Annotated in this window: 11 protein-coding genes and 1 tRNA gene; 10 read left to right on the top strand and 2 right to left on the bottom strand. The window is 72.6% G+C overall.

The features are described 5' to 3' along the window. The 3 genes from DN069_RS37080 to DN069_RS37090 form a co-directional block, all read left to right on the top strand. Positions 1–700: DUF4139 domain-containing protein (locus tag DN069_RS37080; RefSeq protein WP_133260173.1), on the top strand; the 700-nt coding region annotated here is incomplete at its 5' end. Further along, entirely contained in the window at positions 697–2,370 is a 1,674-nt protein-coding gene (locus DN069_RS37085) for a mucoidy inhibitor MuiA family protein (RefSeq protein WP_111507653.1), read from the top strand. The genes DN069_RS37080 and DN069_RS37085, both read left to right, overlap by 4 nt. A gap of 41 nt (positions 2,371–2,411) precedes the next feature. Continuing rightward, the gene (locus DN069_RS37090; RefSeq protein ID WP_111507654.1) at positions 2,412–3,032 is read left to right on the top strand and encodes a prepilin peptidase; all 621 of its coding nucleotides are present in this window, start codon (positions 2,412–2,414) and stop codon (positions 3,030–3,032) included. Here the strand turns inward: DN069_RS37090 and DN069_RS37095 are convergent. Together DN069_RS37095 and DN069_RS37100 are read right to left on the bottom strand one after the other, a co-directional pair. Further along, positions 3,021–3,623, bottom strand: a complete 603-nt coding sequence (locus DN069_RS37095; RefSeq protein ID WP_111507655.1) for a VOC family protein — start codon at positions 3,621–3,623, stop codon at positions 3,021–3,023. The two genes, DN069_RS37090 and DN069_RS37095, sit on opposite strands and share 12 nt — an antisense overlap. Positions 3,624–3,729: 106 nt before the next feature. After that, a tRNA-Arg gene (locus tag DN069_RS37100) sits at positions 3,730–3,801 on the bottom strand. Between the two features lie 143 nt (positions 3,802–3,944). Here DN069_RS37100 and DN069_RS37105 point away from each other — a divergent pair. The 7 genes from DN069_RS37105 to DN069_RS42155 form a co-directional block, all read left to right on the top strand. Then, on the top strand, positions 3,945–4,388 hold the full coding sequence (locus DN069_RS37105) for a response regulator (RefSeq protein ID WP_111507656.1): 444 nt from the start codon (positions 3,945–3,947) through the stop codon (positions 4,386–4,388). 89 nt (positions 4,389–4,477) lie between these two features. Then, positions 4,478–6,139, top strand: a complete 1,662-nt coding sequence (gene argS / locus DN069_RS37110) for an arginine--tRNA ligase (RefSeq protein ID WP_111507657.1) — start codon at positions 4,478–4,480, stop codon at positions 6,137–6,139. Between the two features lie 76 nt (positions 6,140–6,215). Then, entirely contained in the window at positions 6,216–7,613 is a 1,398-nt protein-coding gene (gene lysA, locus DN069_RS37115) for a diaminopimelate decarboxylase (protein ID WP_111507658.1), read from the top strand. A gap of 174 nt (positions 7,614–7,787) precedes the next feature. After that, entirely contained in the window at positions 7,788–9,083 is a 1,296-nt protein-coding gene (locus DN069_RS37120; protein WP_111507659.1) for a homoserine dehydrogenase, read from the top strand. A 6-nt stretch (positions 9,084–9,089) separates the two neighbouring features. Further along, entirely contained in the window at positions 9,090–10,166 is a 1,077-nt protein-coding gene (gene thrC / locus DN069_RS37125; RefSeq protein WP_111507660.1) for a threonine synthase, read from the top strand. A 458-nt stretch (positions 10,167–10,624) separates the two neighbouring features. Next, on the top strand, positions 10,625–11,578 hold the full coding sequence (gene thrB, locus DN069_RS37130) for a homoserine kinase (RefSeq protein ID WP_111507661.1): 954 nt from the start codon (positions 10,625–10,627) through the stop codon (positions 11,576–11,578). 437 nt (positions 11,579–12,015) lie between these two features. Next, positions 12,016–12,189: Rho termination factor N-terminal domain-containing protein (locus DN069_RS42155; protein ID WP_165845809.1), on the top strand; the 174-nt coding region annotated here is incomplete at its 3' end.

The raw sequence follows: 12,189 nt of genomic DNA on the forward strand, positions 1-12,189 counted from the left end.
AGGAGCCCGACGCGTGCCGCACGCGCTGCCGGTGCGGCACGCGTCGGGCTCCTTCGCGTACCGGTTCGACGCCGCCGCGCCCGTCGACGTGCCGTCGGACGGGCGCTGGCACAGCGTGGCCGTCGCGGACTTCCCGGTGGGGCTGACGCCGTGGCACCTGTCCGTGCCGGCGCTCGACCCGGCCGTCTACGCGGCCGTCGAGCTGGCCAACACCAGCCCGCACGCACTGCTCCCGGGGCCCGCGGACATCCTGGTCGACGGCGAGTACACGGCGACGGTGGCCATGCCCGCGCTCGCGCCCGGGCAGAGCCGCCGGATCGGGATCGGCGTCGAGGAGGGTGTCCGGGTCGCCCGGCGCGTGCGGACCACCGAGTCCACCTCGACGAGCCTGCGCGGCGCGACGACGGTCGTGGCGCAGACCGTCGAGATCGAGGTGGCCAACCGGCTCGGCCGGGAGGTCCGGCTCGAGCTGCTCGAACGCGTCCCGGTCAGCGACGACAAGGACGTGCGGGTCGAGGACGCGGCCTCCACGCCGCCGTGGACGGTTGTCGCGCCCGAGGAGGACGAGCAGCGTCGCCGCGGCCTGCGCCGCTGGCGCGTGGTCGTCCCGGCCGGTGGCGCGACGACGCTGACGGCCGGTCACCAGATCCGTCTCCCGGCCGGCAAGGCCGTCGTCGGCGGCAACCGGAGGGACGCATGAGCGGGCGCACGCACCACGAGGACCGGCCCACCCTGCTGCCGCTGCCGGTCACGGCGGCCACGCTGCTGGAGGACCGCGCCGAGCTCACCCGCACCCGCGAGCTGGGCGTGCTGCCCGCGGGCGTGCACCGGCTCCGGCTCGGTCCGGTCACCCCGCTCGTGGTGGACCACTCGCTGCGCGGCGAGCTCACGGCCCCCGACACCGACACCGACACCGGCGCCGGGAGCGGGTCGGCCGGACGCGTGCTGGACCTCCGCGTCGTGCGCCGGTGGACGCCGCAGCCGCCCGCCGCGGTGACCGGCGGGCCCGGCGCGGACGCCTCCGCGATCGAGCGGCAGGTGCACGAACTCTCGGAGCAGCTGCGTCGCGCGGAGCTGGAGGTCGCCCGGCTGACGAGCCGCGTCGCCGTGCTGGACCAGCTGCTGGCGGACCTGCAGCGTGCGATCACCGAGGGCACGGGCGCTGGTGAGGCCCAACCGCAGGCGTGGGCTGAGGAGTTGGACCGAGCCGAGGTCGCCCACGAGGAGCACGCGGAGGCCTTGCGCGACGCCCGGCACCGCCGCCGGCGGCTCCAGGAGCAGCTGATCGCGGCCCAGCAGGCCTGGGAGGAGGCGGAGGAGCGCCCGATGGTGCTCAGCGCCCACATCGAGGCGTCGATCGAGCTTCCGGACGGGGTCGGGGAGGGCGCGGAGCTCGTCGTCCGCCACCTGACCCCCTGCGCCCTCTGGCGGCCCGCCTACCGCGCGACGCTCACGGAGGAGGGGGAGCCGCAGCCGCAACTACTGCTGGAGCGCGACGCGTTCGTCTGGCAGCGCACCGGCGAGCCCTGGCAGGACGTCCGGGTCACCCTCTCCACCGCCCGGCCCACGCGCGCCGCCGAACCGCCCTACCTGGCCCCGGACGTGATCACCCTGCGCGAGCGCAGCAGCGAGGAGCGCCGCGCCGTCGAGGTGGACCTGCGCGAGGTCGAGATCCCCGACGTCGGCCCCGAGGGCGCCGGCGCCGAGCCCGCCGCACTGTCGCCCGTGCTGCCCGGGGTCGACGACGGTGGCGAGGCACGGAGCCTGGTGGTCAGCCGGCCGCTGTCCGTCCCGAGTGACGGGCGCGCCCACCGCGTCGCGCTCGGCAGCGCGACCGCGCCCGCGTCGGTCGAGCTGTCCTGCGCACCGGAGCTGGCCCCGGTCGTGGTCCGTACGACCCGCTTCCGCAACGGCTCCGGCGAGCCGCTGCTGTCCGGCCCCGTCGACCTGGTCCGCGGCGGCGGCTTCGTCGGCCGGTCGGAGCTGCGCTTCACCGCGCCGGGCGCGACGGCCGAGCTCGGCTTCGGCAGCGAGGACACCTTCCGCGCCGTCCGCACCGTCACCGAGAGCCGGGAGACGGGCGCGCTCACCGGCCGCTCCGTGCGCGGCCGCGAGGTCGGCGTCACCCTCTCCCGCTTCGCCCCGCCGGACGCGGTTCCGGTCCGCGTCGTGGTCCGCGAGCGGATCCCGGTCTCGGAGCTGTCGGCGGTCGAGGTCCGGCTCGACAAGGACCGCACCGCACCGCCACCGGACGCCGTCGACGCGGACGGCATCGTCCGCTGGGAGCTCACCCTGGCTCCCGACGAGCGCCGGACGCTGCTGCTCCGCTACGACCTGGTGGCCGGCCGCGGCGTGAACCTGCCGGACTGACGACCTCGACCAGCCCCCTCCCCCCGGTGACCGGAGCGCCCATGGCCCAGACGCCGCCCGAACCCGCCCTCGCCGCCCAGCCGTCGGCGGGCGCGCCGCGCCCCCGCGTGCTCGGGCTCTTCCCGGCGGCCGACGCCGAGACGCGTGCGGCGCTGCGGCGGGACGCGCTGCCGGTCGCGGTCGGCGCGCTCCTCGCCGTCGTCGCCCTCGCGGTGCGCGGCGGGTTCACCCTGCTGCTCCCCGCGCACGCGGTCTTCGCCGTCCTCGCGTCCGCCCTCACCGCGCTCGACTTCCGGCTGCGCCGCCTCCCGGACGCGCTGACCTTCCCGGCCTATCCGCTGCTGCTGGCCCTGCTCGCCCTGCCGGGGGACGGCTCCGCCCTGGTCCGCGCCCTGCTCGCCGCCCTCGCCCTGACGGCGGGTTACTACGCGCTGGCCTTCACCGGTGGCGCGGGCTTCGGCGACGTCAAGGCCGCCGGCACGGTCGGCCTCGTGCTGGGCTGGACGGGCTGGCACGCCGTCCTCGTCGGCACCGTCTACGCCTCGCTGCTCGCCGCCCTCTGGGCCGTCGGGCTGCTGGCGACCCGCCGCGCCTCCCGCCGCACCCAGATCCCCTTCGGGCCCTTCATGATGGGCGGCGCGCTGTTGGCCCTACTGCTCTGAACCGACGTGGAACTCGTTTCCGGCCGGATCGAGGTACTCACCCGGGGCACGGCCGCCGCCGGTCACCTCCAACCGGAGCCGGTTCCGTCCCGCCTTGGGCGCGCACGGCGGGCCGAGTACCAGGGAGACCGTGCTGTCCGGCGTCCGGCGCATGAAGGCGCCCCAGGGGTGGGACTCGACCGCGTGCCACCCGGACGTCGCCTCCCAGAACGCGCACTGCGCCGCGCGGTCCTCCTCGCTGACGTCGAGACAGACCGCGACCACCCCGGAGTCGGCCCGCACGCCGTGGTGCCCGGGACGCAGCACGCAGAACTCGTTGCCCTCGGGATCGGCGAGCACGTCCCACGGGACGTCCCCCTGCCCGATGTCGGCCCGCCTCGCCCCGAGCGCGAGCAGCCGCTCCACCTCGTCCTCCCAGCCGGGCCCACCGGCCAGATCCAGATGCACCCGGTTCTTCCGCCCGGCCGCCTTCGGCTCCGCCGCCGCCACGAACCGCAGCCTCAGCCCACCGATCCGGCCCCGCGTCGCCTCGGCCCAGAACCGCTCCGCCCGCGCGACGTCCACCGCGTCGACCACCACTCCGGTCAGCATCCGTCCCTCACCCGTGTTCTCGTCTGAAGGGGCCTCAGAAACGACGAAGGCCCAGACTGACCGGAGATCCCGGTTGGCCTGGGCCTGAACTGCGAGTTGCTGCAAGTGCCCCCGGTAGGATTCGAACCTACGCACCCGCCTCCGGAGGGCGGTGCTCTATCCCCTGAGCTACGGGGGCGCACTGTCTTGCGACGTGGAGAACACTACCAGTCCGGACCCCCTGCTCGTGCACAGGGTTTTTGGGAAGGTCCCCTGACAGCTTTCCGGCGGAAGTCGTCAAAACGGAGACGGAGGGTGGTTCCTCCGCATACCCTCAGTGATGTGTCAGGCGAGTCGGGGCGGGTGCTCGTTGTCGATGACAGCGCGGTGATCCGCCAGCTGATCAGGGTGAACCTGGAGCTCGAGGGCTTTGAGGTGGTGACCGCCGCCGACGGGGCCGAGTGTCTGGATGTCGTGCACACCGTGGCGCCGGACGTGATCACGCTGGACGTGGTGATGCCCCGGCTCGACGGCCTGCGGACGGCGGCGCAGTTGCGGGCCGATCCGCGGACGAGTCATCTGCCGATCGCGATCGTCAGCGCCTGTACGCAGTTGGATCTGGAGCGTGGTGAGTCCGTCGGGGTGGACGGGTATCTGGCCAAGCCGTTCGAGCCGATGGACCTGGTGGCGTTGGTACGTCGGCTCGCCGCCGGGCGTGAGCTGCGGGCGGCGCGGTCGGCGGGGGACTGCGGCGCCGGTGGCGTTCGCCCACGGCGAACGAAGTGAGGTGCGGCGCGTCCCGGGGTGCGGAGCCGCGCGTCTCGGACGGCAGAACCGATGCCAGGGTTGGGGCCGGTCTCGCCTAGGCTTGGCCCGTGACACCCGCAGAGCTCTCCCAGGCAGTCCAGGCCGCCGTCAGCGCCGCCGTCCAGGCGGGCGAGCTGACCGTCGCCGTCCCCGAGACGGTGAACGTCGAGCGTCCCAAGAACCGCGACCACGGCGACTACGCCGTCAACGTCGCGCTCCAGTTGGCCAAGGCCGCCGGCAAGCCGCCGCGACAGGTGGCCGAGCTGGTCGCCGCGCGCCTGCGAGAGCTGCCCGGGATCGCGAAGATCGACATCGCGGGGCCGGGCTTCCTCAACATCACCCTCGATGCCGCGACGCAGGGTGAGCTGGCCCGGACCATCGTCACCGCCGGCGACGTCTACGGCCACGGCGACGCCTTCGCCGGCCAGAAGATCAACCTGGAGTTCGTCTCCGCCAACCCGACCGGCCCGATCCACATCGGCGGCGTCCGCTGGGCCGCCGTCGGCGACTCGCTCGCGCGCATCCTGCGCGCCTGCGGCGCCGACGTGACGACCGAGTACTACATCAACGACGCCGGCGTGCAGATCTCCAAGTTCGGCACGTCCCTCCAGGCCGCGGCGAACAACCGCCCGGTGCCGGAGGACGGCTACGTCGGCGAGTACATCAACGACATCGCCGCGGAGATCGTCAAGCAGAACCCGGGGATCCTGGAGCTGGACGACGAGACCCAGCTGCGGACGTTCCGGTCCGAGGGCCTGCGCCTGATGGTCGCCGAGATCCAGCGCTCCATGGAGGAGTTCGGCGTCCACTTCGACGTCTGGTTCTCCGAGAAGTCGCTGCACGACTCCGGCGCCGTCGAGAAGGCCGTCGAGCGGCTGCGCGAGCAGGGCCACGTCTACGACCAGGACGGCGCCGTCTGGCTGCGCACCACCGACTTCGGCGACGACAAGGACCGCGTCCTGATCAAGGCCGACGGCGACACCACCTACTTCGCCTCGGACGCCGCGTACTACCTGAACAAGCGCGACCGCGGCAACGACGTCAACGTCTACATGCTCGGCGCCGACCACCACGGCTACGTGGGCCGGCTCAAGGCCATCGTGGCGTGCGCGGGTGACGACCCGTCGCACAACATCGAGGTGCTGATCGGGCAGTTCGTGAAGATGCTCAAGGACGGCGAAGAGGTTCGCATGTCCAAGCGCGCCGGCAACATCATCACCATCGACGACGTCGTCGACTGGATCGGCGTCGACGCGGCGCGCTACTCGCTCGCCCGCGTCCCCACCGACTCCACGCTCACCCTCGACATCGACGTGCTGACCAGCCAGACCAACGAGAACCCGGTCTTCTACGTCCAGTACGCGCACGCCCGCATGTCGTCCATCGCCCGCAACGCGGCCGACCTGGGCATCGACAAGGGCGCGGCGGCGGACTTCAAGCCGGAGCTGCTGAGCACCCCCTGGGAGAACCAGCTGCTCGGTCAGCTCGGCAAGTTCCCTGGTGTGCTGGCCACCGCCGGTGAGCTGCGCGAGGCGCACCGCGTCGCCCGCTACCTGGAGGAGCTGGCCCGCGACTACCACCGCTTCTACGACAACTGCTGGGTCCTGCCGCGTGGCGACGAGGAGGTCACCGACCTCAACCGCGCCCGGCTGTGGCTGGTCGAGGCGACGCGGACGGTGGTCGCCAACGGCCTGGGACTGCTGGGCGTCTCCGCGCCCGAACGGATGTAGCAGTGAGCAGGGGCCCGAAGCCGAAAGGTTTCGGGCCCTTCGTGCAAGCAGGCAAGCAGCTGCGAAGGATGACGAGATGAGCCGCTCCGCCCACCCCGCAGGGCCCCGCCACGGCGACGTGCTGCCCGAGGGCCACTACGCCGCCCCGCCTGCGGACCTCAACGCGCTCGACCCGAAGGTGTGGTCCGCCACGGTCGAACGCGACCCGGCGACCGGCGTCGTCAGCGTCGGCGGCCTGGACGTGCTCACCCTCGCGGAGCGGTTCGGCACGCCCGCCTACGTCCTCGACGAGACGGACTTCCGCGCGCGCTGCCGCGCCTGGCAGGACGCCTTCTCGCACCTGGACGCGGACGTCTACTACGCCGGCAAGGCGTTCCTCTCCCGGGCGGTGGTCCGCTGGCTGCACGAGGAGGGCCTGAGCGTCGACGTGTGCAGCGGCGGCGAGTTGACGGTCGCGCTCAGCGCCGGCATGCCGGCCGCGCGGATCGCGCTGCACGGCAACAACAAGACCCGCGCCGAGCTGGAGTACGCGGTGAAGTCCGGCGTCGGTCACGTCGTCGTCGACTCCTTCGAGGAGCTGGCCCGGCTCTCCTGGACCGCCGCCGAGCAGGGCGCGCGGCAGAAGATCCTGCTGCGCGTCACCGTCGGCGTCGAGGCGCACACCCACGAGTTCATCGCGACCGCGCACGAGGACCAGAAGTTCGGCTTCTCGCTCACCGGCGGGGACGCCGCCGAGGCGGTGCGACGGGCGCTGATGCTGGACGGCGTCGAGCTGGTCGGCATCCACTCGCACATCGGCTCGCAGATCTTCGACATGGCCGGCTTCGAGGTGGCGGCCCGCCGGGTGGTCGGGCTGCTGGCGGAGGTCAAGGCGGAGCACGGCGTCGAGCTGCCCGAGATCGACCTCGGCGGCGGCCTCGGCATCGCCTACACCAGCGAGGACGACCCGCGTGAGCCGCACGAGATCGCGGCCGCGCTGACACAGATCGTGAAGCGCGAGTGCGCGGCCGAGGGACTGGCGGTGCCGCGGCTCTCGGTCGAGCCGGGCCGGGCGATCGTCGGGCCGACGGCGTTCACGCTCTACGAGGTCGGCACGATCAAGCCGCTGGAGGGCCTGCGCACGTACGTCAGCGTCGACGGCGGCATGTCGGACAACATCCGCACCGCCCTCTACGACGCCGACTACAGCGTCTCGCTGGTCTCCCGCGCCTCGACGGCCGAGCCGATGCTGAGCCGGGTCGTCGGCAAGCACTGCGAGTCCGGCGACATCGTCGTCCGTGACGCCTTCCTCCCGGCCGACCTGGCACCGGGCGACCTGCTCGCGGTCCCTGCCACGGGCGCCTACTGCCGTTCGATGGCCAGCAACTACAACCACGCGCTGCGCCCGCCGGTCGTCGCCGTCCGCGACGGCCAGGCACGGGTGATCGTCCGTCGCGAGACGGAGGAGGATCTGCTCCGTCTCGACGTGGGCTGAGCGGGCACAACAGGATTTCCTGCCGCTCGGTATCGAGCAGCGGAATTTGCGTCTCAATCCGTGGAACGACCGCAGATTCGACGGGCGAGTCACGGAGACTTGGGACAGAAGGCAAGTACCAAGCCAACATGAGCTGCCTTTTCGGCAGCCGCCAACAAAGCAGGACGGAGTCGGATGATGCGTACGCTCAAGGTGGCGCTCCTCGGTTGTGGAGTAGTGGGCTCCGACGTGGCACGCATCATGACGACGCACGCCGCCGACCTGGAGGCGCGCATCGGCGCGCCCGTCGAGCTCGCGGGCGTGGCCGTCCGCCGGGCGGGCCGTCCGCGTCCGGGCGTGCCCGAGCACCTGATCACCACCGACGCCGAGGCGCTGGCCAAGCGCGAGGACATCGACGTCGTCATCGAGGTGATCGGCGGGATCGAGCCGGCCCGTTCGCTGATCGTCTCGGCATTCGAGAACGGCGCCTCCGTCGTCTCCGCCAACAAGGCGCTGCTGGCCGCGGACGGCGCCGCCCTGCACGCGGCCGCCTCGAAGGCCGGCGCGGACCTGTACTACGAGGCCGCCGTCGCCGGTGCGATCCCGCTGATCCGCCCGCTGCGCGAGTCCCTCGCGGGTGACAAGGTCAACCGCGTGCTCGGCATCGTCAACGGCACGACCAACTTCATCCTCGACAAGATGGACACCACCGGCGCGGGCTACTCCGAGGCGCTGGAGGAGGCCACGGCACTCGGCTACGCCGAGGCCGACCCGACCGCCGACGTGGAGGGCTTCGACGCCGCCGCCAAGGCCGCGATCCTGGCCGGCATCGCCTTCCACACCCGCGTGGTCGCCGACGACGTGTTCCGCGAGGGCATCACCGAGGTGACGGCCGCCGACATCGCCTCCGCCAAGGCGATGGGCTGCGTGGTCAAGCTGCTGGCCATCTGCGAGCGCTCCAAGGACGAGAACGGGGAGGAGTCCGTCACCGCCCGCGTCCACCCCGCGATGATCCCGCTCAGCCACCCGCTGGCCTCCGTGCGCGGCGCCTACAACGCCGTCTTCGTCGAGGCCGACGCCGCCGGCCAGCTCATGTTCTACGGCCCCGGCGCCGGCGGCGCGCCGACCGCCTCCGCCGTGCTGGGCGACCTGGTCGCGGTCTGCCGCAACAAGGTGGCCGGTGCGACGGGGCCGGGCGAGAGCGCGTACGCTCAGCTCACCGTCAACCCCATGGACGACGTGGTCACCCGCTACCACGTCAGTCTGGACGTCGCCGACAAGGCAGGTGTCCTCGCCCAGGTCGCCACGGTCTTCGCCGAGCACGGAGTGTCCATCGACACCGTCCGCCAGCAGGGCCGGGACGGCGACGCCTCGCTTGTCGTCGTGACGCACCGCGCCACCGACGCCGCGCTGTCCGCCACCGTCGCCGAACTGCGCACCCACGACCACGTCCGCGGCGTGGCCAGCATCATGCGTGTCGAAGGGGAGTAACCCACTATGAGCACCACCCTCCAGCACACCCACCAGTGGCGCGGCCTCATCGAGGAGTACCGCGACCGGCTCCCGGTCACCGCCTCCACGCCCGTGGTGACCCTGCTCGAGGGCGGCACGCCCCTGGTTCCGGCGCAGCTGCTCTCCGAGCGCACCGGGTGCGACGTCTACCTCAAGGTCGAGGGCGCCAACCCGACCGGGTCCTTCAAGGACCGCGGCATGACCATGGCCATCTCCAAGGCCAAGGAGGCGGGCGCGCAGGCCGTCATCTGCGCGTCCACCGGCAACACGTCCGCCTCGGCGGCGGCGTACGCGGTGCGCGCCGGGATGGTCTGCGCGGTGCTGGTGCCGCAGGGCAAGATCGCACTCGGCAAGATGGGCCAGGCCCTGGTCCACGGCGCGAAGATCCTCCAGGTGGACGGCAACTTCGACGACTGCCTCACGCTGGCGCGTGACCTGTCCGACAAGTACCCGGTGGCCCTGGTGAACTCGGTCAACCCGGTGCGCATCGAGGGCCAGAAGACGGCCGCGTTCGAGATCGTGGACGCGCTGGGTGACGCCCCCGACATCCACGTCCTGCCGGTCGGCAACGCGGGCAACATCACCGCGTACTGGAAGGGCTACCAGGAGTACGCGAAGGACGGGCTCGCGAAGCGTACGCCGCGGATGTTCGGCTTCCAGGCGGCCGGTTCCGCGCCGATCGTCGACGGCGCGCCGGTGCTGAAGCCGCAGACGATCGCGACCGCGATCCGGATCGGCAACCCCGCGTCCTGGGAGTACGCGATCGCGGCGCGGGACGAGTCGGGTGGCCTCATCGACAAGGTGACGGACCGGCAGATCCTGTCGGCGTACCGCCTGTTGGCCTCCAGCGAGGGCGTCTTCGTCGAGCCGGCCTCCGCCGCGTCGGTCGCCGGGCTCCTCCAGGCGCACGAGCGGGGCCTGATCGACCCGGGCCAGCGCATCGTCTGCACGGTCACCGGCAACGGCCTCAAGGACCCCGACTGGGCCGTCGCGGGCGCCCCCCAGCCCACCGTCGTCCCCATCGACGCCACGGCCGCCGCCGAGCGCCTCGGACTCGCGTAGCGAGTCCTTGGGGCGCGAGTAACCACCCTGTGCGGATGGCCCTGAGCGTTGAGGACCATCCGCATGTCAGTGGCTCGTCGCGCAGTTCCTCGCGCCCCTGGACAGTGCACCTGTCCGTGGGGGCGCCCGTGCGGCGGAGCCGCAGATCGGCGGAGCCCCGCGCCCCTGGACAGTGCACCCGTCCGTGGGAGCGCCCGCGCGGCGGAGCCGCAGATCGGCGGGGCCCCGCGCCCTGGACAGTGCACCCGTCCGTGGGAGCGCCCGCGCGGCGGAGCCGCAGATCGGCGGAGCCCCGCGCCCCTGGACAGGGCAACGTCCCGAGCTCCGCGGTGCGACACCCCCGGTCAGGGGTGTACCGCTGAGCAGCCCCTTTTCGCTACCCTGGCGTCATACCCCAAGCGCATGTTCGTGATTGTCCCCATGCGCCGTCGCGCCTTCCGCAGGAGAGAGTCCACGCAATGGCAGGTCCCGCCTTCCGCGCCGCCGCCGTACGGGTGCGGGTGCCCGCGACCAGCGCCAATCTCGGGCCGGGGTTCGACTCCTTCGGTCTCGCCCTCGGGCTCTACGACGACATCGTGGTGCGCGTCGCCGACTCCGGCCTGCACGTCGACATCGCCGGGGAGGGCGCGGACACCCTGGCAAGGGACGAGCGGCACCTCATGGTGCGCTCGATGCGCGCCGCCTTCGAGCGGCTGGGCGGTCAGCCGCGCGGGCTGGAAGTCGTCTGTGCCAACCGGATTCCGCACGGTCGGGGCCTCGGCTCCTCCTCCGCCGCGATCTGCGCGGGCATCATGGCCGCGCGCGCGGTGACCGTCGGCGGGACGGACGCGCTGGACCAGGCGGCGACCCTCGCGCTCGCCTCCGAGCTGGAGGGGCACCCGGACAACGTCGCCGCCTGTCTGCTCGGCGGCTTCACCATCGCGTGGACGGAGGCCTTCGACGGCGACGCCGCCGTCCAGACCGCCGGCGCGGGAGCGCACGCGGTCACCGTGACGCCGCACCGCGGCGTCGTACCGGTGGTGTTCATTCCGTCGACGCCGCTGCTCACCGAGGTGGCGCGAGGCCTGCTGCCGGCGACCGTGCCGCACGGCGACGCCGCCGCGAACGTCGCGCGTGCCGCGCTGCTCGTCGAGGCGATCACGCGCCGTCCCGAGCTGCTGCTGCCGGCCACCGAGGACCGGCTGCACCAGGACTACCGCACCCCGGCGATGCCGCAGAGCGCGGCGCTCGTCGCGGGTCTGCGCGCGGAGGGCGTCGCCGCCGTGATCTCCGGCGCCGGACCGACGGTCCTGGCGTTGACCGACGAGAGCACCGCCGACAAGGTGTTGTCGTTCGCAGGGGAGGGCTGGGCCGCGCACCGGCTCGCGCTGGACACCGAGGGAGCCGCGATCCTGCCGCTGGCGCAGCAATAGGCAGGATCAAGAGATTCCCAGGTGGCTGCCCAGGTAATAGGGGGAACACGATTGACACTCGCAGAGTGGGGGAATGTTTGTTGGGTCCAGTAGTGTTAATCTCATGTCTGCACCAGGCGCCCAGTGCCGCCCGGTGCACAGCGTCCCCACCTCTGGGACAGCAATTCTCCGGGAGCCCGCCACATCGCGTATGCAGCCTGCCTGCGCCACTGTGACCGCATCCCGATGCCGTGTCGGCGAACCCCGCTTCGAGCCGTAGCCGCCACGCGCAGGGGGCCCGGACGCGTTCGTGCGCAGCGCCAATCGACACACCGCACGGCCGCACGGGTTTCCAACGTTTCACCACGCAGCCACGTCCTGCCGAAGAGCGCAGGACGGACAGCACGACCGGTCGCCGAGCCAGAAAGGCCGACGTCCGCTCCAGGGAAGGACCCTTCGTGAGCGACACCACCGATCTGATGGGCGCGCGTCCGGACGCCGAGGCGTCGGACGCCACGGCTCCCGCGCCGAAGCGCCGTCGGACCACGGGCACCGGGCTGAACAGCATGGTGCTCGCCGAGCTGCAGCAGCTCGCCTCCGGCCTCGGCATCAGCGGCACCGGCCGGATGCGC

Source organism: Streptacidiphilus pinicola (genome assembly GCF_003258295.1).
GTDB classification, from domain to species: Bacteria; Actinomycetota; Actinomycetes; order Streptomycetales; family Streptomycetaceae; genus Streptacidiphilus; species Streptacidiphilus pinicola.